Annotated in this window: 21 protein-coding genes and 3 tRNA genes; 17 read left to right on the top strand and 7 right to left on the bottom strand. The window is 38.5% G+C overall.

The genetic code is table 11. The features are described from left to right. The first annotated feature begins 89 nt into the window (after positions 1-89). The 5 genes from CXY28_RS06820 to pseC all read left to right on the top strand — a co-directional run bounded on the left by CXY28_RS06820 (position 90) and on the right by pseC (position 3422). Complete coding sequence (locus CXY28_RS06820) at positions 90-1052, top strand: SAM-dependent methyltransferase (RefSeq protein ID WP_100980146.1); 963 nt, start codon at positions 90-92, stop codon at positions 1050-1052. After that, positions 1052-1360 carry a type II restriction endonuclease gene (locus CXY28_RS08990; RefSeq protein WP_332870741.1) on the top strand — a complete coding sequence of 103 codons (309 nt, stop codon included), beginning with the start codon at positions 1052-1054 and terminating at the stop codon, positions 1358-1360. Before CXY28_RS06820 ends, CXY28_RS08990 begins: the two co-directional genes overlap by 1 nt. 34 nt (positions 1361-1394) lie before the next feature. Beyond that, on the top strand, positions 1395-1601 hold the full coding sequence (locus CXY28_RS08985; protein ID WP_332870740.1) for a type II restriction endonuclease: 207 nt from the start codon (positions 1395-1397) through the stop codon (positions 1599-1601). A gap of 88 nt (positions 1602-1689) precedes the next feature. Further along, the gene (locus CXY28_RS06810; RefSeq protein WP_100977943.1) at positions 1690-2289 is read left to right on the top strand and encodes a Laminin subunit alpha-2 precursor; all 600 of its coding nucleotides are present in this window, start codon (positions 1690-1692) and stop codon (positions 2287-2289) included. Further along, a complete protein-coding gene (pseC, locus tag CXY28_RS06805; protein WP_100980144.1) occupies positions 2286-3422 on the top strand; it encodes a UDP-4-amino-4,6-dideoxy-N-acetyl-beta-L-altrosamine transaminase in 1137 nt (378 codons plus the stop codon). The genes CXY28_RS06810 and pseC overlap by 4 nt, the downstream gene beginning before the upstream one ends. A 25-nt stretch (positions 3423-3447) precedes the next feature. On the opposite strand, the gene CXY28_RS06800 is transcribed toward pseC, so the two are convergent. Continuing rightward, a tRNA-Leu gene (locus CXY28_RS06800) sits at positions 3448-3532 on the bottom strand. A 200-nt stretch (positions 3533-3732) separates the two neighbouring features. Here CXY28_RS06800 and CXY28_RS06795 point away from each other — a divergent pair. The 4 genes from CXY28_RS06795 to truA are packed head-to-tail and all read left to right on the top strand — an operon-like array spanning position 3733 to position 7174. Beyond that, complete coding sequence (locus CXY28_RS06795; protein ID WP_015644565.1) at positions 3733-4758, top strand: ribonucleotide-diphosphate reductase subunit beta; 1026 nt, start codon at positions 3733-3735, stop codon at positions 4756-4758. A gap of 9 nt (positions 4759-4767) precedes the next feature. Beyond that, positions 4768-5397, top strand: a complete 630-nt coding sequence (gene pcm / locus CXY28_RS06790) for a protein-L-isoaspartate O-methyltransferase (RefSeq protein WP_100980142.1) — start codon at positions 4768-4770, stop codon at positions 5395-5397. Between the two features lie 10 nt (positions 5398-5407). Further along, a complete protein-coding gene (locus CXY28_RS06785; protein WP_000589939.1) occupies positions 5408-6445 on the top strand; it encodes an LptF/LptG family permease in 1038 nt (345 codons plus the stop codon). Further along, entirely contained in the window at positions 6446-7174 is a 729-nt protein-coding gene (truA, locus tag CXY28_RS06780) for a tRNA pseudouridine(38-40) synthase TruA (protein WP_050825936.1), read from the top strand. On the opposite strand, the gene galE is transcribed toward truA, so the two are convergent. Further along, entirely contained in the window at positions 7168-8202 is a 1035-nt protein-coding gene (gene galE, locus CXY28_RS06775; protein ID WP_100972472.1) for a UDP-glucose 4-epimerase GalE, read from the bottom strand. The two genes, truA and galE, sit on opposite strands and share 7 nt — an antisense overlap. Before the next feature lie 113 nt (positions 8203-8315). Between galE and CXY28_RS06770 the strand changes: the two genes are divergently transcribed. From CXY28_RS06770 to CXY28_RS06755, 4 genes are all read left to right on the top strand, one after another. After that, positions 8316-8392, top strand: a tRNA-Ile gene (locus CXY28_RS06770). A 15-nt stretch (positions 8393-8407) separates the two neighbouring features. Next, positions 8408-8483 (top strand) — tRNA-Ala (locus CXY28_RS06765). Between the two features lie 431 nt (positions 8484-8914). Further along, complete coding sequence (locus tag CXY28_RS06760; protein ID WP_100972474.1) at positions 8915-10450, top strand: hypothetical protein; 1536 nt, start codon at positions 8915-8917, stop codon at positions 10448-10450. Positions 10451-10467: 17 nt separating this feature from the next. Then, entirely contained in the window at positions 10468-11220 is a 753-nt protein-coding gene (locus CXY28_RS06755) for an SDR family oxidoreductase (RefSeq protein WP_100980140.1), read from the top strand. A gap of 235 nt (positions 11221-11455) precedes the next feature. Here CXY28_RS06755 and hcpC read toward each other — a convergent pair whose 3' ends face one another. From hcpC to edd, 3 genes are all read right to left on the bottom strand, one after another. Further along, positions 11456-12328, bottom strand: a complete 873-nt coding sequence (gene hcpC / locus CXY28_RS06750) for a Sel1-like repeat protein HcpC (protein ID WP_100980138.1) — start codon at positions 12326-12328, stop codon at positions 11456-11458. 74 nt (positions 12329-12402) lie between these two features. Continuing rightward, entirely contained in the window at positions 12403-13023 is a 621-nt protein-coding gene (locus tag CXY28_RS06745) for a bifunctional 4-hydroxy-2-oxoglutarate aldolase/2-dehydro-3-deoxy-phosphogluconate aldolase (protein ID WP_100972480.1), read from the bottom strand. A gap of 18 nt (positions 13024-13041) precedes the next feature. Continuing rightward, a complete protein-coding gene (edd, locus tag CXY28_RS06740; RefSeq protein WP_100980136.1) occupies positions 13042-14868 on the bottom strand; it encodes a phosphogluconate dehydratase in 1827 nt (608 codons plus the stop codon). Between the two features lie 65 nt (positions 14869-14933). Here edd and CXY28_RS06735 point away from each other — a divergent pair, with 65 nt between their 5' ends. From CXY28_RS06735 to CXY28_RS06720, 4 genes are all read left to right on the top strand, one after another. After that, the gene (locus CXY28_RS06735; protein ID WP_100980134.1) at positions 14934-16211 is read left to right on the top strand and encodes a glucose-6-phosphate dehydrogenase; all 1278 of its coding nucleotides are present in this window, start codon (positions 14934-14936) and stop codon (positions 16209-16211) included. Positions 16212-16220: 9 nt separating this feature from the next. Continuing rightward, on the top strand, positions 16221-16904 hold the full coding sequence (pgl, locus tag CXY28_RS06730; protein ID WP_100980132.1) for a 6-phosphogluconolactonase: 684 nt from the start codon (positions 16221-16223) through the stop codon (positions 16902-16904). Then, a complete protein-coding gene (locus tag CXY28_RS06725) occupies positions 16891-17901 on the top strand; it encodes a glucokinase (protein WP_001126887.1) in 1011 nt (336 codons plus the stop codon). The genes pgl and CXY28_RS06725 overlap by 14 nt, the downstream gene beginning before the upstream one ends. A 169-nt stretch (positions 17902-18070) precedes the next feature. Next, entirely contained in the window at positions 18071-19123 is a 1053-nt protein-coding gene (locus tag CXY28_RS06720) for an NAD(P)-dependent alcohol dehydrogenase (RefSeq protein WP_100980130.1), read from the top strand. A 12-nt stretch (positions 19124-19135) separates the two neighbouring features. Here CXY28_RS06720 and CXY28_RS06715 read toward each other — a convergent pair whose 3' ends face one another. Further along, positions 19136-20302, bottom strand: a complete 1167-nt coding sequence (locus CXY28_RS06715) for a glycosyltransferase (protein ID WP_100980129.1) — start codon at positions 20300-20302, stop codon at positions 19136-19138. A 134-nt stretch (positions 20303-20436) separates the two neighbouring features. Beyond that, positions 20437-21627: a glycosyltransferase family 8 protein gene (locus CXY28_RS06710; RefSeq protein ID WP_100980127.1), complete on the bottom strand. Its 1191-nt coding sequence runs from the start codon at positions 21625-21627 to the stop codon at positions 20437-20439. Between the last annotated feature and the right edge of the window lie 52 nt (positions 21628-21679).

The following is a 21679-nucleotide window of genomic DNA, read 5'->3' as shown; positions in this document are numbered from 1 at the left end:
TTTAAGTTTTAAGGATTTTCTTAAGCATGATTTAAGGATTTTAAACGAACAGAAAAAATCAGCATTAAGTTTTATAGTAAAGTTTTTTCATGCAAACCTTGTTTAAAGAAATTACCCCTAAACGCTATGTCAATGGCAATGAGATGAAAGAAAATTCTAGCAATGTTCTAGATCAGTATTTCACTAAGCCTAGTGTGGCTTTAAAATGCTTTCAAAAAGCTTGTGAAGTGATTAAAAAATACGAAAATCTAGATGACTTTATTTTTTTAGAGCCAAGTGCAGGCGATGGGGTGTTTTATGACTTGTTCCCTAAAAATAGACGCATTGGTATAGACATTGAACCCAAAAGAGATGGATTTATTCAATGCGATTTTTTAAATTATAAACTGCCTACGCATCAAAAAGTGATTTGCTTGGGCAACCCTCCTTTTGGGCATCGTGGGGTTATGGCGTTAGAATTTATCAACCATGCTAGAAATTGTGATTTTGTGTGTTTTATCCTACCCATGTTCTTTGAAAGTCAAGGAAAAGGCTCTATTAAGTATCGTGTGAAAGGTTTGAATCTGCTTTATAGCGAACGCTTAGAAAAAAATGCGTTTATAGATTTTAAAAATAAAGAAGTGGATGTGCATTGCGTGTTTCAGATTTGGAGCAAAAAGCATCAAAACAAAAAAAGTGAATTTTCTTGGTATAAGAATCGCCATAAAGAACCCTTTGGCGAGTATATCAAGGTTTTCACGGTTTCATTAGCTAAAAACAGAGAATGCGGTAAAGAGTGGATTTTTAATCAAAAAGCGTCTTTTTACATTTCATCAACTTTTTATAAAAGCACACAAATTGTAGAGAACTTTGAGGAAGTTAAGTATCAATCTGGTATTGCTGTGGTATTTACTAGCACCAACAAGGCTTTAAACACTAAATTAAAAAAACTATTCAAAGAGATTGATTGGACAAAATACGCAAGTTTAGCGACTAATTCTTGCTATCATTTAGGAAAAAGTCATATTTTTCAAGCCTTATATGATCATTTAGATAGTTTAAAGGATAATTGATGGACTTAGAACAAACTTTTTTAAAAATTATTGAAAAAAAACATAAAGAATTGAATTTAGGACAAGATTACAACGCTATTTTTTCAAAAATTAGAGATTTTGAAGCCAACGCTATAGGGCAGATTGGTGAAGAGTTTTTAAAAAGCGTGCTTAACGCTATAGATGGAGTGATCAATGATGGCATTATTCATGATGAATACGATATTATGACAAAAAGCGGCGTATCCTTTGAAGTTAAAACAGCGCGAAAAGGCAGAACTAACAACACTTTTTCAATTCAATGGTATAAACCCACGATACAACTATGATTTTTTGATTTGCTTAGGAGTGTGCGAAGACAAATTGCTTTATAGAATTTTTAAAAAAGATGAAATCCATTACATTCATAAAGAAAGAAAATACTTTATGAAACAAAATGAGTTTAAAAAGCAACTAGTGCCAATGAATCCTGATAATCAAGTCAATTATAAGCTCACTCTCAATATTAAAGAACTGGAAGAAATTACAAACCTCATCAAAGAGTTAGAAAGGGTTTTAGGGTTAGATTAATATTTTTAGGTAGAATTGAATGGATTAGAATGTTTTTAGGAATAGAGTTTGCTTATCTTTAAGAAAATAAAATGAAGTGGAGGATAGGATGTCTAAGATTTCAAACAATTATAACCCATCTTTGATGGTGAGGGATTACCACACCCAAAGGGTTGGTTCGCACGCAAGAAAAGAAGAAAATAAGGAAATTCAAAATCTTTCAGAGAATGATGAAAAAATCAAATTAGCCAAACAAGCTAAGCAGGATAACCTAGCCATAGGAGATTTAGAAAGCCGCCTTAAAAGCTTAAAGGGCATGGATAAAGACGCTAAGGAATTGGTGGGGATTTCTAAAGCTTACGCTCATAATAATGAAAAAGATCGAAGCGATTTTGAGCGTTTTAAAAGCCGTTTGGATAAAGCGATTGATTCTTTCAACCAAAAATCAGGCAACGATGGTTTGAAACTCCCTAGCAATATTGACATTGACGACACGAAAGCTTTGGAGAAATTTTCAAAATCATTAGAAAGTGAGAAAGAAAACATTCAAAACTCTTTGCACCAGTGGAAAAAACAGCTCGCTGAAACGAATCATTTAAACAAGGAATACAACACCTTAGATAAAACAAGACTGAACGCTCAAAAATTCCAAGATGTCCATGACACAAGCAAGATCACCCCATCTCGCTTGCAAGACTTGCTCGCTTGAAAGAGTTTGCTTATAGCGAGCCTTGTTTAGATGAAGAAGACAAAAAGGCTGTTTTAGAGGTTTTAAATTCCAAACAGCTCACGCAAGGCAAACGCTCTCTGTTGTTTGAAGAAGCTTTGTGCGAGTTTTTGGGCGTTAAGCATGCACTGGTGTTTAACAGCGCGACTTCAGCCCTTTTAACGCTCTATAGGAATTTTAGCAGATTTAACGCTCATTGTAATGAAATCATCACCACCCCTATAAGCTTTGTAGCGACGGCTAACATGCTCTTAGAGAGTGGTTATAGACCCGTGTTTGCTGAAGTCAAAAACGATGGCAATATAGATGAATTGGCCCTAGAAAAGCTCATTACTAAAAAAACCAAAGCCATAGTGAGCGTGGATTATGCCGGTAAAAGCGTGGAAATAGAAAGCATTCAAAAGCTTTGCAAAAAACATTCTTTGAGTTTTCTTTCTGACAGCTCGCATGCTTTAGGGAGCGAGTATTACAACAAAAAAGTAGGAGGCTTTGCGTTAGCGAGCGTGTTTAGTTTCCATGCCATTAAGCCTATCACTACGGCTGAGGGGGGAGCGGTCGTTACTAACGATAGCGAATTGTATGAAAAAATGAAATTGTTTCGCTCTCATGGCATGCTCAAAAAAGATTTTTTTGAAGGCGAAGTCAAAAGCATAGGGCATAATTTCCGCTTGAATGAAATCCAAAGCGCTTTGGGTTTGAGCCAGCTTAAAAAAGCCCCCCTTTTAAGGCAAAAAAGAGAAGAAATCGCTCTAACCTATGATGGGATTTTTAAAGGTAACCCTTATTTCACCCCTTTACACCCCTTGTTAAAACATCAAAGCTCTAACCACCTTTATCCTATTTTAATGCGCCAAAAATTTTTTACATTTAAAAGATCCATTTTAGAAAGTTTGCACAAGCTTGGCATTTTAGCCCAAGTGCATTACAAGCCTATTTATCAATACCAATTGTACCAACAGCTCTTCAATACAGCCCCATTAAAAAGCGCAGAAGATTTTTATAACGCTGAAATTTCCTTACCTTGTCATGCGAATTTAGATTTAGAGAGCGTTAAAAGCATCGCTCATGGAGTTTTAAAAACTTTTGAGGGTTTTAATAGAATGGGTTTCATTTAGGGCTTCAAATCTTAATCATTAAGAATGGTGCGGAAGAAAGGAATCGAACCTTCATGCCTTGCGGCGCTAGATCCTAAGTCTAGTGCGTCTACCAATTTCGCCACTTCCGCACACCGCACGCCATCGCATGCGCATAAGAGTAGAAAATAAAGAAGCAGTATTTTAGCTGTTTAATCCTTTAAAAATACTGAAAAATTGAAGTTTTTTATAAATTTGGAGTTTTTTCTGGCTTTTAGGGGGTTTTAAATTCTTTTAAGGTATTCTAACGAGACTATATCATTAGATAGTTTTAAGGAAATTAAGGAACACAATGGAAGTTTCACGCAAGAAAATTTACAACCCCGATTCTACAGAAAGTGTGAATGAAAGAAAGATTTTTGGGGGTAATCCTACAAGCATGTTTGATTTGAATAAAATCAAGTATCAATGGGCGGATCATTTGTGGAAAACGATGCTCGCTAACACCTGGTTTGCCGAAGAAGTGAGCATGAACGATGACAAAAGAGATTATTTGAAATTGAGCACAGAAGAAAAGATCGGCTATGACAGAGCTTTAGCACAACTCATTTTTATGGATAGCTTGCAAACCAATAACTTGATTGACAATGTCAATCCCTTTATCACCAGTCCCGAAATCAATTTGTGTTTGGTGCGTCAAGCTTATGAAGAAGCCCTACACAGCCATGCGTATGCGGTGATGGTAGAAAGCATTAGCGCCAATACTGAAGAGATTTATGACATGTGGCGTAACGATATGCAATTAAAAAGCAAGAACGACTATATCGCACAAGTGTATATGGAATTAGCCAAAAACCCTACAGAAGAAAACATCCTCAAAGCGCTTTTTGCGAACCAGATTTTAGAGGGGATTTATTTTTATAGCGGGTTTAGCTATTTTTACACTTTGGCTAGGAGCGGTAAAATGCTAGGATCAGCGCAAATGATTCGTTTTATCCAAAGAGATGAGGTAACGCATTTGATTTTATTCCAAAACATGATCAACGCTTTAAGGAATGAAAGAGCGGATCTGTTCACGCCAAAATTGATTAATGAAGTCATAGAGATGTTTAAAAAAGCGGTAGAAATTGAAGCCTCATGGGGGGATTATATCACGCAAGGCAAGATTTTAGGGCTCACTTCAAGCTTGATTGAGCAATACATCCAGTTTTTAGCAGATAGCCGTTTGAGTAAGGTGGGTATCGCTAAAGTTTATGGCGTCCAACACCCCATTAAATGGGTAGAGAGCTTTTCAAGTTTCAATGAGCAACGCTCCAATTTCTTTGAAGCTAGGGTGAGCAATTACGCTAAAGGGAGCGTGAGTTTTGATGATTTTTAAGGGGCTTGTTTGAATAGTATCAAAAACCATTTGATGTGTGAAGAAATCCACAAGCGTTTTCATTTACACCCCAAAGTGAGAAAGGCTATGGAAAGCATTGAAAGGGAGGTTTTTGTGCCAGCCCCCTTTAAACATTTTGCTTACACTTTAAACGCGCTTTCTATGCAAGCGCAACAATACATTTCTTCGCCCCTAACCGTGGCCAAAATGACGCAATATTTAGAAATTGATCATGTGGATAGCGTGCTAGAAATTGGCTGCGGGAGCGGCTATCAAGCGGCGGTGCTGTCTCAAATTTTCAGGCGCGTTTTTAGCATTGAAAGGATTGAGAGCCTGTATTTAGAAGCGCGTTTGCGCCTTAAAACTCTGGGTTTAGACAATGTTCATGTTAAATTCGCTGACGGGAATAAGGGTTGGGATCAATACGCTCCCTATGATAGGATTTTGTTCTCTGCTTGCGCTAAAAATATCCCCCAAGCGCTTATTGATCAGCTTGAAGAAGGCGGGATTTTAGTTGCACCCATTCAAGAAAACAACGAGCAAGTGATCAAACGCTTTGTGAAGCAAAATAACGCTTTGCGCGTCCAAAAAGTGTTAGAAAAATGCTCGTTTGTGCCTGTTGTAGATGGGGTACAATAAAGATTAAAGCATGATCAAACACTATCTTTTCATGGCGGTTTCGCAGGTTTTTTTCTCTTTCTTTTTAGTGCTGTTTTTTATCTCTTCTATCGTGCTATTAATCAGTATCGCAAGCGTAACGCTCGTGATTAAAGTGAGCTTTTTGGATCTAGTGCAACTCTTTTTGTATTCCTTGCCAGGAACCATTTTTTTTATTTTGCCGATCACTTTTTTTGCGGCTTGCGCTTTGGGGCTTTCAAGGCTTAGCTATGACCATGAATTGTTAGTGTTTTTCTCTTTAGGGGTTTCGCCTAAAACAATGACTAAAGCGTTTGTGCCTTTGAGTCTGTTAGTGAGCGCGATTTTATTGGTGTTTTCGCTCATTTTAATCCCCACTTCTAAGAGCGCTTATTACGGGTTTTTGCGTCAAAAAAAAGACAAGATTGATATTAACATAAGAGCCGGTGAATTCGGGCAAAAATTAGGCGATTGGCTCGTGTATGTGGATAAGGCTGAGAACAATTCCTATGATAATTTAGTGCTTTTTTCTAATAAAAGCCTCTCTCAAGAAAGCTTCATTCTGGCCCAAAAAGGCAATATCAACAATCAAAACGGCGTGTTTGAATTGAATTTGTATAACGGGCATGCGTATTTCACTCAAGGCGATAAAATGCGTAAAGTTGATTTTGAAGAATTGCATTTGCGCAACAAGCTCAAGTCTTTCAATTCTAATGATGCGGCTTATTTGCAAGGCACGGATTATTTAGGTTATTGGAAAAAAGCCTTTGGCAAAAACGCTAATAAAAATCAAAAACGGCGTTTTTCTCAAGCGATCTTAGTTTCCTTATTCCCTTTAGCGAGCGTGTTTTTAATCCCCTTATTTGGCATCGCCAACCCACGATTCAAAACGAATTGGAGTTATTTTTATGTCCTTGGAGCGGTTGGGGTTTATTTTTTAATGGTGCATGTGATTTCTACGGATTTGTTTTTGATGACCTTCTTCTTCCCCTTTATTTGGGCGTTTGGCTCTTATTTGTTGTTTAGAAAATTCATTTTAAAGCGTTATTAAATGCGTTGTTTTAAGGCTACTATCGCTTATGATGGGGCGTATTTTTTAGGCTATGCCAAACAACCTAACAAACTCGGCGTTCAGGATAAAATAGAGAGCGCTTTAAACGCGCTAGGGATTAAAAGCGGCGTAATTGCGGCTGGGCGCACGGATAAAGGCGTGCATGCGAACAACCAAACGCTGTCTTTTCACGCTCCAAAACACTGGAATGCTGATAAATTATTTTATTATCTAGCCCCCAAACTCGCCCCGCATATTGTCTTAAAAAAACTAGAAGAAAAAAACTTTCATGCGCGTTTTGACGCTCAAAAAAGAGCGTATCGTTACCTTTTGACGAAGAATTTAAAAACGCCTTTTTTAGCGCCCTATATCGCTTGTGGGGATTATGGCTCACTAGATTTATTAAATACCGCTTTAAAGCAATTCACAGGCAAGCATGATTTTTCCATGTTTAAAAAAGAAGGCGGCACTGCAACCAACCCTAATCGCATCATTTTTAACGCTTTGGCTTATAAAACTTTTATCATGGGGCATGAGTGCGTGGTGTTTAAAATCATTGGCGATGCGTTTTTACGCTCCAGTGTGCGTTTGATCATTCAAGCGTGCGTTCAATATTCACTAGAAAAAATCACGCTCGCTGAAATTCAAGCGCAAATCCATAACCTCAAAGCCACTATAAAAACGCCCATAATGGCTAATGGCTTGTATTTGCACAGGGTGTATTATTGAAATTTCAAAAGGTGTTCTTCCCAATCTAGAGCGCTTTTGATAATCGTATCTAGGTTGTCATAAAGGGGTTTGAAAGGGGTGTTTTGTAAGATTTTAGCGTTATTGGCAATAAGGCTTGCTGGATCGCCCTGTCGTTTGTCTAAAATTTCCACTAAAAAATCCTTATTTGAGATTTCTTTAACCTTTTCTATCACTTCTTTCACGCTATGGCCTTGATTGTAGCCGACATTATAGATTTCGCTCTTATTTTTTTCTAAAAGAGTGTGATAGCTCGCTAAATGCGCGTTAGCCAAATCATCTACATGGATATAATCCCTAATGCAAGTGCCATCTCTAGTGGGGTAGTTAGTGCCAAAAATCCCCATTTTCTTCCTTTTACCCACCGCGCATTCGCATGCGATTTTGATCAAATGCGTGGCGTTGAGCGTGCGCTGTCCTAGCGTGTAAGGCGTGGTATAATCATTTTGCATGCATGCCCCAGCCACATTGAAATAGCGCAAAATAACGCATTTAAAATCCGCTATTTTAGAAGCGTCTAACAAGATCCTTTCGCTCATCATTTTAGACGCTCCATAAGGATTAATGGGGTTTAAGGGGCTTTCTTCATTCAAGCTTGAACCAGACTCGCCATAAACCACGGCCGTAGAAGAAAAAATAAAACGCTTGATTGCATGTTTTAAGCAAAGTTTGACAAGCTCTAAAGTGTTGAGCGTGTTGTTGGTGTAGTATTCTAAAGGCAAACACGTGGATTCTTCTACTGAGATTTTAGCCCCAAAGTGTAAGACAGCTTCAATGGGGTCTTTTAATTGTTGCTTATTCAAAAAGGCGTCTAATTTGTGGGTTTCATTCAAATTCGCTTGAATAAACACAACCCTATTAGGGTAGTAACGCTCTAACGCTTTGATATGCTCTAAAAAACCGGTGCTTAAGTCATCTACAATAATGATGTTTTCTTTGGTTTTTTCTAAAAACGCCCTTGCGGTATGCGAGCCTATATACCCGCACGCCCCTGTGAATAATAATGCCATAGAACCCCTTTTAAAATGAAAAAATAACAACTATTATAACATCTTAATCCCATTTATTATTTAAGGATTTCTTAAGAAAATTTAATCTATAATTTCGTCTTTATTGACTTTAAGGGCTTATAGCTCAGGTGGTTAGAGCGCACCCCTGATAAGGGTGAGGTCGGAGGTTCAACTCCTCCTAAGCCCACCATTTTTTACCATCTTTGGGGAATTAGCTCAGCTGGGAGAGCGCCTGCTTTGCACGCAGGAGGTCAGCGGTTCGATCCCGCTATTCTCCACCATTGTTTTCTCCTTAAATTTTTTTCTTTTTATCCATCATGTTTGGTTGAGAAATCCTAAACGATTGGATCGTCCTTGTTTAACGTCGCAAGTCTTTTAACTCAAAGCTCCTTGATAAAAGATTGAGTTGGATTGAAATTTTTTATTTGCTTTGTTCTTTAAATGGTGCAAAATCTCTTTTGCTTTATAACTTTTCGCTTTCTATCTTTGGCGGCTTTATCGGCTTATATTTGTTCTAGGGGGCTTAAAATTTTAGGGTTTTGAGTTTTTCAATGATTGTAAGCGTGTTGTTACTAAATTGTGGGTTTTGAGTGCTTCATTCTTTCTTTATTGTCCCAATTCAAGCCTTTCGTTAGAGCGTGGAAAAAATGTTAGAAACCCTTACAAAACAAGCTAATATATTCTATTCAATTTATTTCAAGGACAAACAAACATGAAAAAATTTCTTTATACCCTACTCGCGCTTCTTTTAATCGGCCTTTTAACAACCTATCTTATCCTTTTCACAGAATGGGGGAATAAGATCATCGCTTCGTATATAGAGAAAAAAATCAACCCGAACGAACGCTACTTGAGCGTTAAAACCTTTAAATTGAGATTCAGCTCTTTAGACTTTGAAGCTCAAGCCAACGATGATTCCACGCTCATTCTTAAGGGGGATTTCTCGCTTTTAAAGCAAAGCGTAAATTTGAATTACCATATAGATATTAAAAATTTATACTCTTTCAAAGATTTGATACCCTACCCTTTAAGGGGGGCTATTGTTACTTCTGGGAACATTAAAGGGCATAGAAAAGCCCTTATAATTCAAGGCGTCTCTAATGTCGCTCAATCCCACACTGCCTACAACGCCCTTTTAGATGATTTCAAGCTTTCTCATTTAAGCTTGAACGCACAAGACGCCAATTTAGAAGATTTGCTTTATTTAATCAATCGCCCCGCTTATGCGAACGCAAAAGTGTCCTTACAAGCGGATTTTAACTCTCTAAAGCCTTTAGAAGGGCATTTGATCCTAACAGCTAATAACGCTTTAATCAACAATGCTCTAATCAATCAAATTTTTCATTTAAACCTTAAAGACACGCTTGTTTTCAACCTCTCGCACTCAAGCGACTTTAAAGGAAACAAAGCCATCAGCGATACCACCCTAACTAGCCCTTTAGCCAATTTTACAGCCCTAAAAAGCGAATATCTTTTCTCTGTTTTAAAACTCAACGCCCCCTACACTTTAGAAATACCCAATCTAGCCAAACTCCAAAACATGATCAACCACCCCTTAAAAGGGAGCTTGACTTTAAAAGGCGCTATAGAGCAAAGCCCCAAACTCTTAAAAGTCAGCGGCCATTCAAATTTACTAGACGGCGCGCTGGATTTCACGCTTTTAAATAAAGATTTGAAAGCCTGTTTTTCCAATATTTCCACTTTAAAGGCCCTAGATTTATTCCATTACCCTAAATTTTTCCAATCCGTTGCAGACGCTAACTTGGATTATGACCTTAGCGCCAAGCAAGGCGTGTTGAAAGCCAATCTCAAAAACGCAAGATTCCTCAAAAATGCATTCAGCGATTTCCTCTACTCCATTTCCAAATTTGATATTACTAAAGAAATTTATAACGATGCCAATCTGGTAAGCCAAATCAACCAGCAACGCCTGCTCTCTGATCTCAGCTTAAAAAGCCCCAAAACCCAATTGAAAATCCATAACGGCTTGTTGGATTTAAACACCAAACAAATGGACATGCTCATGGATGCGGAAATTTTAAAATTCATTTTTAAAATGAAACTTCAAGGCAACATGCACCAGCCAAAATTTTCCCTCATTTTAAATGAGAAAGCCATTCAGCAAAACCTGCAACAAGGCTTGAAAGAAATCCTTAAAAACGACACCCTTAAAAAAGGTTTAGATCATTTGCTTAAAGATGATAAGCTCAAAGAAAAGCTTGAAAAAGGGCTTAAGGGGCTTTTTTAAAATTTTAAAGGATAGAAATGGCGCACATTTTAGTTAGCGGAGCGACTTCAGGGTTTGGGCTAGAAATCGCTAAGGCGTTTTTACAAAAAAACCATGTGGTTTTTGGCACAGGGAGGCGAAAAGAGAATTTACAAAAATTGCAACTCGCTTATCCCAAGCATTTCATTCCCCTGTGTTTTGATCTTAAAAACAAGCTTGAAACTAAGCGGGCGATAGAGGCTATTTTCTCCATGACGGATCGCATTGACGCTTTAATCAATAACGCCGGCTTAGCGCTAGGCTTAAACAAGGCTTATGAATGCGAGCTAGACGATTGGGAAATCATGATAGATACGAATATTAAGGGGTTGTTGTATCTCACCCGTTTGATCTTGCCCTCTATGATAGAGCATGACCAAGGGACTATCATCAACCTTGGTTCTATCGCTGGCACTTACCCCTATCCTGGTGGGAATGTCTATGGAGCGAGCAAAGCGTTTGTGAAGCAATTTTCTTTAAATTTGCGAGCGGATTTGGCTGGCACTAACATTAGAGTGAGTAATGTTGAACCCGGTTTGTGCGGCGAAACCGAATTCAGCATGGTGCGTTTTAAAGGCGATAAAATCAAAGCCCAATCCGTCTATGAAAACACCCTTTACCTCAAGCCACAAGATATTGCTAACATCGTGCTATGGATTTATGAACAACCCTTGCATGTCAATATCAACCGCATAGAAATCATGCCCACAAGCCAAACTTTCGCTCCCCTACCCACCCATAAAAACCCTTAAGGGGTTTTAAATAAAGGCTTTGTTTTAGTTAAATACTTAAGGTTTTTTTAAACTTTAACGACTCTTTAAGTTTTAAAAAAAAAGAATTTTGGTTGCTTTATTTTAAGCTCATTATCTTAAGGAGATAGGAAGTATTTTGAAATTATTCTCCCCTACTCCCCTAAAACCTCCTTTTAAATCCCCTAACCCCCTAAAATTTCGCTTTTTAAAGCCATTTGATCAAACCTTATTCAAACTAAACTTTGATCTTAAGCTGCTTGAGAATATCGCACGCCCCTTTAGCGCCTAATTTACAGCCTTTTTTAAAGTTTTCTATGGCTTGCTTTTCATTCCTTGTTACGCCTTCGCCATTGTATTGCATAGCCCCTAAATTGAAACACCCTCCGCCATTTTCCAATTCGCATGCTTTAGAATAACGAGCGAGAGCCTCTTTAAAATTCTTCGTTGCGCCATCGCCATGATGATACATATTCCTTGCGTTAAAGCACCCTGGACTGTCTTTTAAGTCGCAAGCTTTATCATAAGAAGCGAGCGCTTTTTTCAAATCTTTAGGCGTGCCTCTGCCTGCATCATACAAGCTCCCTAATATCGTGCAGCCATCGCCATCGTTTAAATCGCACGCTTTAGTGAAATACTCCACCGCTTTTTTAAAATCCCTAGTTACCACTTTACCATCATGATAAATCCCCCCTAAGCTCGCGCACCCTTCGGCGTATTTCAAATCGCACGCTTTAGAGTAGTATTGTAAGGCTTTATTGGTGTTTTGGGACACGCCTTGCCCGCTGTAATATAAATTCCCTAGCAAATGACACCCATTGCTGTAATCTAAATCGCAAGCCTTAGAGTAAAAGGAGGCGGCTTTTTTCAAATTCTTTTCCACGCCATGCCCTTGATAATAAAGCACCCCTAAATTAAAACACCCGCTATTTTCTTTCAGATCGCAAGCTTTTTCAAAATATTTCTTTGCTTGAGTGAAATCTCGCTCTTTGTAGCTCTTTGCGCCCAAACCCACAAGCTCTTTAGGGTCTTGCTCTGCCATTAGCCCCCCTAAACACAACGCGCCCAAGCACAAAACCCTAAAAAAAGATTTTTTGACATTTTCTAACATGATGTATCTCCTTATTAAAAATTTTATTATAGTGTTATTAAGCAAATACAAAATGCCATGATCTCTTTGTTATCTTAAGCTAACGCTCGCTTGCAAATTTCTGTGATTTTATCCCACTCTTTGTTTTGAATTAAATCTTTAGGGGTAAGCCAACTCCCCCCCACGCACAAAACATTTTCTAAATTCAAATAAGAACGCATGTTATCTGCACTAATCCCCCCGGTAGGACAAAATTTCACCCCTTTAAAAGGGCCGTTAAAAGCGTTTAAAAGCTTAACGCCCCCACAATACTCTGCCGGGAAAAATTTCAAAGCGTGATAGCCCCATTCTAAAGCTTGCATGACTTCACTACTGCTAGAAACCCCAGGTATTAAAGGCATGCCTTTTTTCTTTGCGTGTTCTAAAAGACTAGGCGTAAGGCCCGGGCTAATCAAAAACTCTGCCCCCCTATTTTGCGCTTGCTCTAATTGAGTAAGATTTAAGATCGTGCCAGCGCCCACGCGCATTTTTGGCACATTCTTAGCGATAAGTTCTATGGCCTCTAAAGCGCAACTGGAGCGCAAAGTAACTTCTATGATTGGAATACCCCCCTCTATCAGGCTTTGCGCTAAAGGCACAGCGTCTTTTATATTTTCAATCACCACCACAGGGACAATGGGGCTGATTTGTAAAACTTCTATTATTTTATCTTGCATTTTATCTCCTTTATCTTTTTATACCTTTATGCCAAAACTCATGCCGCCCTCTTCAGCCGTATTAACATTCAATCTCAAACTCGTAAACAATTCCCTACCCAGCCCAAAAGTAGGCTTTTCTAAATTTTCTAAGGTTTCTAAAAACAAAGGGTTGATCCCTCTATTTTCAAAATCCTTTTCAAGCACATTCAAGGCGTTATTAGGAGCGTCTAATTCTATCCAATCGCCATCTTTAATCTTAATGATCGCCCCGTTTAACGCTCCCTCAGGGCTTAAATGGATCGCGCTAGGCACTTTCCCGCTCGCCCCGCTCATGCGCCCATCCGTAACCAGCGCGACCTTATAGCCCATATCCTGCAAAGCCCCTAAATTCGTGGTGAGTTTGTGCAATTCTGGCATGCCGTTAGACTTAGGCCCTTGGAAAGGCAAGACCGCCACAAAGTCCCTTTCTAATTCTTTATTTTTAAAGCGTTCTAAAAATTCGCTTTGGGTTTTAAAAACAATCGCTCTAGCCTTAACTTTCCTATGCTCATCTTTAATGGCTGAAATTTTAATCACGGCCCGCCCTAAATTACCCTTTAAAATTTTAAGCCCCCCATTAGCGGCAAAAGGCTCACTAACAGGGCGTAAAATATCCGTATTCAGGCTATGATTAACAGCATTTTTATACACCAATTGGTCGTTTTCTAAAAAGGGGGTTTTGGTGTAATTTTGCATGCCTTTTTGCGTTTCTGTATCCATAATGGTATGAGTGTCTTCAAATAAAAGCCCCTCTTTTAATAATTCCTTGATCACAAACGCTAAGCCTCCACACGCTTCAAAAGCGTTCACATCCGCTGATCCGTTAGGATAGACTTTAGCTAAAAGGGGTATGAGGTTAGAAACTGCGTCAAAATCATCCCAATTGAGGATCACCCCACAAGATCTAGCGATAGCGATCAAATGTAAAGTGTGGTTAGTAGAACCTCCGGTTGCCATTAAGCCTATAAGAGCGTTAAGAATGCTTTTTTCATCAATGAGTTTGGCTAAAGGCAGAACCTTCCCGCTCGCTAATCTTTTAGCACTCTCTTCTACTAAAACCTTTCGTAAGGGGTTGTTAGGGTTGATAAAGCTAGAATTAGCCACATGCAACCCCATAAATTCCATCATCATTTGATTGGAATTAGCCGTGCCATAAAAAGTGCAAGTGCCCACATCATGATAGCTTTGCATTTCCACTTTTAAAAGCTCTTCTCTGTTGATTTTTCCTAGCGCAAAATCTTGGCGCGCTTTGGCTTTTTTATAATTTTCTATCCCGCTCACCATAGGCCCGCTTGGCACAAACACGCTCGCTAAATTCCCAAAGCTTAACGCTCCTATAAGCAAGCCTGGCACGATTTTATCGCACACGCCCAAAAAAAACGCCCCGTCAAAAACATTATGGCTTAACCCTACGGAGGTGCTTAAGGCGATCACATCTCTGCTGAATAAGCTCAATTCCATTCCCTCATAACCCTGCGTGATACCATCACACATCGCTGGCACGCCACTAGCGACGCTCGCATAAGCGTTATGCTCTTGCAACTCTTTTTTAATCAAATCAGGGTAATTTTTAAAAGGTTGGTGGGCTGAAAGCATGTCGTTATAAGCGGTGATAATCGCAAAATGCTTTCTTTTATGCGAACCTAAAGGCATTTTTAAATGCTCTGGCATGCTCGCAGTAACATGCGCAATATTCGCACAACCCAAGCTCTCAATCTTGGGCTGGTTTTTAGGGTTAAAGATATTTTCTAAATAAAGCTCTCTGGTTTTTTTGCTACGCTCTGTAATTTTTTCTTTGATTTGTTCTAAAGAATGCTTAGGCATGAACACCCCTTCAATTAAGATTTAATATATAATAATAACTCAAAAACACTCTAAAAGGGTTATTGATGTTAGATTTTGATTTGGTTCTTTTTGGTGCGACTGGGGATTTGGCCATGCGAAAGCTCTTTGTTTCGCTCTATGAAATTTATACCCATTATGGTTTTAAAAAAGATTCTAGAATTATCGCATCGGGGCGCAAGGAGCTATCCAATGAAGAATTTTTAGCGCTCCTTTGCGAGAAAACGCAGTTGCATTCAAGAGAAAAGGGTAGGGAATTTTTAGCCCATATCAGTTATTTGCGTGTCCGTTTGGATAACCCTAAAGACTTTGAAGAATTGAGTAAAATCGCTACAAACAATAAGCCCTTGATTTTCTACTTTTCTATCTCGCCTAGTTTTTTTGCAACGACCGCTCAAAATTTGGCCCAAAACGCGCTCAATCACACTAACACTCGCTTGATTTTAGAAAAGCCTTTAGGGCATGATTTAAAGACTTGTCAAGAGATTTTCCAAAGCATTAGCGCTTTTTTTAAAGAAGAACAAATCTTTAGAATCGATCATTATTTAGGGAAAAAGGGCGTTCAAAATATCCTTGAATTGCGCTTGAATAACCCTATCTTAAACATTTTATGGGATCAAATCAGCGCGGTTGAAATCTGCGTTTATGAGACTTTAGGGGTGGAAGAAAGGGGCGAATTTTACGATAAAATCGGGGCTTTAAGGGATATGGTTCAAAACCATCTCTTGCAAGTTTTATCCCTTATCGCTACAGATTTACCCAACGATTTAAAAGATTTGAGGCAAGAAAAAATCAAAGTTTTAAAAACCTTACAACCCCCTAAAGATTTTAAAAAACAGGTTATTCGGGCCCAATATCAAGGCTATAGAGATGAAAATAAGGTTAATAAAGAGAGCCAGACAGAGACTTTTGTCGCTATTAAAGCCTTTTTGGATACGCCTAAATTTAAAGGCGTGCCTTTCTATCTTAAGCACGCTAAAAAAATGCCCCATAACCAAGCGAGCGTGAAAATCCATTTTAATGCAGTCAATACGCTAGAATTTTTCCTCTCTCAAGATAAAATCACTCTCACCCTAAAAGACAATCAAAACCCCCTTATTTTAGAAACCCATAACAAACAAGAATTTTTACAGCCCTACGCTAAATTGCTCTATGATGCGATACAAAATAACCACAATAATTTCGCCCACCAGTTGGAATTAGAAGCGTCATGGGTTTTTATTGACACGCTCATAGAGGGTTTTATCAATAACGCCACGCCCTTACATTCCTATGAAAGCCATAATCTCAACGAATCAGAATTTTTAAAACCACTCTATCAATAAAGGGATTTCATGGGTTATCAATTGTTTGAATTTGAAAATTTAGAAGATTGCCACAAGGCTTTAATAGAGCGTTTTAAAGAATTTTTTAACACCGCCTTAAAAAAGCACCATCAAGTTTCTATCGCTTTTTCTGGGGGCCGTTCGCCCATTAGTTTGTTACAAAAATTGAGCGTTTTGGATCTCAAATGGCATGAGTGTTTAGTCAGTTTAGTAGATGAACGCATTATAGACACAAGCCACAAGGATAGCAACACCAAATTATTGCACGACTACTTGTTGCAAAATAACGCCTTAAAAGCTTCTTTCACTCCGCTTTTGCCCAAAAAGATTTCTGGCGATACAAACGCGCTTTTTCATTTTGCTAACCAGCATTTCAAACAGCCCCATTTAGCCATTTTGGGCATGGGGACTGACGGGCATACGGCTAGCCTTTTTCCTGAAACGAGCGCTTTTTTAAACGAAGAAAAAGAAAATATCGTTTTGACTAAGCCAATTAACGCTCCTTATGAGCGCTTGAGCATGTCTGTTAACGCCTTAGAAAATTGTGAAAAACTTTTCTTAAGCATTAGCGGAGTAGAAAAAAGGGAGGTTTTAGAAAAGGCTTTAAAAGAAAACGCCCCCTATTCTCTGCCGATTGCTCGGATTTTACATTCTAAAAAAGTTACCACGGAGGTATTTTATGCCAAAAACTGAAACTTACCCAAGACTATTAGCCGATATTGGCGGCACGAACGCGCGCTTTGGTTTGGAAGTCGCCCCACGACAGATTGAATGCATTGAAGTCTTGAGGTGCGAAGATTTTGAGAGTTTGAGCGATGCGGTGCGATTTTACCTTTCTAAATGCAAAGAAAGCCTTAAACTGCACCCTATTTATGGCTCTTTTGCTGTGGCTACGCCCATTATGGGGGATTTTGTCCAAATGACGAACAACCATTGGACTTTTTCTATTGAAACGACACGGCAATGTTTGACTTTAAAAAAATTGCTTGTCATCAATGATTTTGTCGCGCAAGCCTATGCCATTAGCGCGATGCAAGAAAACGATCTGGCTCAAATAGGCGGGATTAAGTGCGAAATCAACGCTCCTAAAGCGATTTTAGGGCCAGGAACCGGGCTTGGGGTAAGCACTCTTATCCAAAACAGCGATGGCTCTTTGAAAGTCTTGCCCGGCGAAGGGGGGCATGTGAGCTTTGCCCCTTTTGATGATTTAGAAATTTTAGTGTGGCAATACGCCCGTTCTAAATTCAACCATGTGAGCGCGGAAAGGTTTTTGAGCGGGAGCGGTCTGGTGTTGATTTATGAAGCCCTGTCTAAACGCAAAGGTTTAGAAAAAGTGGCGAAGTTAAGCAAGGCTGAATTAACCCCGCAAATCATTAGCGAACGCGCTTTGAATGGGGATTACCCTATATGCCGATTGACCTTGGACACTTTTTGCTCCATGCTAGGCACGCTCGCTGCTGATGTGGCTCTCACTTTGGGGGCTAGGGGGGGAGTGTATTTGTGTGGGGGGATTATCCCACGATTCATTGATTATTTTAAAACTTCGCCCTTTAGAGCACGTTTTGAAACGAAAGGGCGCATGGGAGCGTTTCTCGCTTCTATCCCTGTGCATGTCGTGCTGAAAAAAACTCCCGGACTTGATGGGGCAGGCATTGCGTTAGAGAATTATTTACTGCATGATAAAATTTAGCAAATAGTAGCCGCTTAAAATAAAAGCGATTAGTGTAAGGGGTGCGTTTAAACGCACCAAACAACGCTACCATATAACCAACAGCTGTAAAATTAGTTAAATCTATAGAAACATAAGCAAACCATAAAAACGATACAATAGCGGTATTTTAATCAAACAAGGAGTTTTTATGAGAGTTCCATCTAAAGGTTTTGCTATTTTTTCTAAAGACGGGCATTTCAAGCCCCATGATTTTAGCCGCCATGCTGTAGGCCCTAAAGATGTGCTGATTGACATTCTTTATGCAGGGATTTGCCATAGCGATATTCATAGCGCTTATAGCGAATGGAAAGAAGGCATTTATCCTATGGTTCCTGGGCATGAAATTGCTGGGGTCATCAAAGAAGTGGGTAAGGAAGTTAAGAAATTTAAGGTTGGCGATGTGGTGGGCGTGGGCTGTTTTGTCAATTCATGCAAGGCGTGTAAGCCCTGTAAAGAACACCAAGAGCAATTTTGTGCCAACCACAAAACGGTATTCACTTATGATTGTTTGGATTATTTCCATGACAACGAACCCCACATGGGCGGTTACTCTAATAATATTGTCGTGGATGAAAACTATGTGATTAGCGTGGATAAAAACGCTCCTTTAGAAAAAGTAGCCCCCTTGCTTTGCGCGGGCATCACCACTTATTCGCCCTTAAAATTTTCTAAGGTTACTAAAGGCACAAAAGTTGGCGTCGCTGGGTTTGGCGGGCTAGGAAGCATGGCGGTTAAATACGCTGTGGCTATGGGGGCTGAAGTGAGTATTTTTGCAAGAAATGAACACAAAAAGCAAGACGCTTTAAGCATGGGGGTTAAACATTTCTACACTGACCCTAAACAATGCAAAGAGGAATTGGACTTTATCATTTCAACCATTCCTACCCATTATGATTTAAAAGACTATCTCAAGCTCTTAACCTATAATGGCGATCTAGCCCTTGTGGGACTCCCCCCTGTAGAAGTCGCTCCAGCACTTAGCGTTTTTGATTTTATCCATTTAGGCAATCGCAAGGTTTATGGCTCATTGATTGGGGGCATTAAAGAAACCCAAGAAATGATGGATTTTTCTATCAAACACAATATTTACCCTGAAATCGATTTGATTTTAGGCAAGGATATTGACACCGCCTATCATAACCTAACCCATGGGAAAGCGAAATTCCGCTATGTGATTGATATGAAAAAATCGTTTGATTAAAGGCTTTTTACTCTAGCTCTTTTTTAAGAGCTTGAGTTGGATTAGGATTTTTTTCACCAGTGCATGGAGTTTTAAAATTTTAAGGGTTTTACTAATAAAACTCTTGAGCGGTATTGAAATGCAGTATTTAAATAGTCTTCGCCTTGCGTTTTGGGGAATCTCATGAATGTGTAAAAAATAATGTTTTAAAAATGTCTTAAAAGCGTCATGGGCAATCTGTTCTTCTGCTTTCCATAAAGGAAAGTAGTAATGATAAGCGGCAATGCTGTGGTAGTGGCACCATTTTTCTCCACCTATCTCCCCACCCCCTGTGATCAAATAAGACCAATCGCTCATAAATGGGGTTTTAGCCAAAGCGTTCAGCCATAAATCCGCTTTTAAACCAAAAGGATATGTCCAAGGCTTGATTTGAAAATAAGGATGAGAGTCATATTGTATAACGATAGGTTCTCTTAGGGCTTGTTTAATGGTGTTATGATAAATTGCATTGGCCACGCCCTTTAAATGTTCTTCAGAAAGACTATAATAGTGTGGGAAAATGCAATACTCTATTTTTAATGGTGCGATCTTTGAACGACAAAATTCTGTCAATTGCGGTTCTTTATCTATTTTTTGCGTGCGTATGATTTCTAATATTTTTTTACAAAATTGATTTTTTCGCTGGTAAGTTAAGTTGCAATAAAAAAAGCCTTCATACGGGTATATTTTGTCATAAACCCCATAAAAATAATTCTCATCATCTTCTTTAATGTTTAAGAAATCAGCGCTAAATTCATTGCAAAAGATGACGTCCACATCGCTCCACACCATTTTAGAATATTTGGGGAATAAATCCGCTAGAAAATATTTCACTAACACCATTTTAGAAAAACGCTTGGTGAAATCCTCATCAAAAGGGTTAGGGATAGTGTCTAAAAAAGGTTCAATATCTTTTACTTCTAAAACAGCAAATTCTTTAAAAGGCTCTGTGATTTGATTAAGCTTTGCTTTATCTTCTTCATTCAAGCCTACCACTAAAGCGTGTAGGGTGTAACGGATTTTTTTATTGGCTTTAGCGATGCTTTCTAGCAAGGAATAAAGACACGCGCCCGCAGGAATGAGATAATTCTTATCAAAAGCAAAAGCGATAGGAATATGAAAATCTTGTTCTTTAAAAGAATGGCTTGAAGCTGAAGTCATAAAAAATTAAACACCCTTTTTTAATGGCTATTTTATCAAAAAAAAAAAAAAACCGAACTTGAAAGGGTTCTGTTTTTGGTTTTTATGCTGTTTTTAATGAAAATTAATTTAAAAAAGGTTTTAAACCCTTTACTCTAGCCCTTTCTTAAAAGCTTGATTAAGATTTTTTTCACAATCCCATGAAGCCCTAAAACTCTAAGGATCTTACTAACCACCCTTTTAGCTAACGCTTTAGGCATCAAAAACCCAAAATAAATAAGCTTATTGAAAAATTTTTTCACTAAATTACAAGTTAATTCAAAAACTCTTGAATGGATCTTCCTTTCTTTAAACACAACAAACAGATACGATTTGAAAAACAAATACGGAGCCTTAAAAACAATTTCTTTTGAAGACTTTACTGAAGAAAAATAATGCTGCTCAGCCATTTTTGTGGTATAAAAGCTCTCATTGGTGTGCATTTTCTTAGTGTAATCGCTCATAAATGGGGTTTTAGCCAAAGCGTTCAGCCATAAATCCGCTTTCAAACCAAAAGGGTAATCCCAAGGCTTCACCGCCCCCCACCAAGCGTCATAGTGGATAATAGTAGGGTTTTCTCGCGCCTCTAAAATGGTTTTCTTGTAATTCTCGTTTAAATACGCGTTAGAAAAATCTTTAATGGTGTAATAATAAGGGAAAACGCAATATTCAATCCCTAAAGCTTTCATGTTAGGCCAACACCATTTCGTAAAATCCAACTCCCCTTTAGCCTCATTCCCCTTTAAAAGATCATGCATTCTTAAGGTGAAATTTTTCTTGCGTTGGTAATCTAAATTACAAAACAAAAACCCTTCCATCATATGGTGCTTTTCAACTTCCAAAACCCCATAAAAATAATTCTCATCATCTTCTTTAATGTTTAAGAAATCAGCGCTAAATTCATTGCAAAAGATGACGTCCACATCGCTCCACACCATTTTAGAATATTTGGGGAATAAATCCGCTAGAAAATATTTCACTAACACCATTTTAGAAAAACGCTTGGTGAAATCCTCATCAAAAGGGTTAGGGATAGTGTCTAAAAAAGGTTCAATATCTTTTACTTCTAAAACAGCAAATTCTTTAAAAGGCTCTGTGATTTGATTAAGCTTTGCTTTATCTTCTTCATTCAAGCCTACCACTAAAGCGTGTAGGGTGTAACGGATTTTTTTATTGGCTTTAGCGATGCTTTCTAGCAAGGAATAAAGACACGCGCCCGCAGGAATGAGATAATTCTTATCAAAAGCAAAAGCGATAGGAATATGAAAATCTTGTTCTTTAAAAGAATGGCTTGAAGCTGAAGTCATAAAAAATTAAACACCCTTTTTTAATGGCTATTTTATCAAAAAAAAAAAAAAA

Origin of the sequence: Helicobacter pylori (assembly GCF_002832345.1) — a bacterium.
Classification (GTDB): Bacteria; Campylobacterota; Campylobacteria; order Campylobacterales; family Helicobacteraceae; genus Helicobacter; species Helicobacter pylori_CP.
This window is presented reverse-complemented; position numbering and strand designations above follow the sequence as displayed.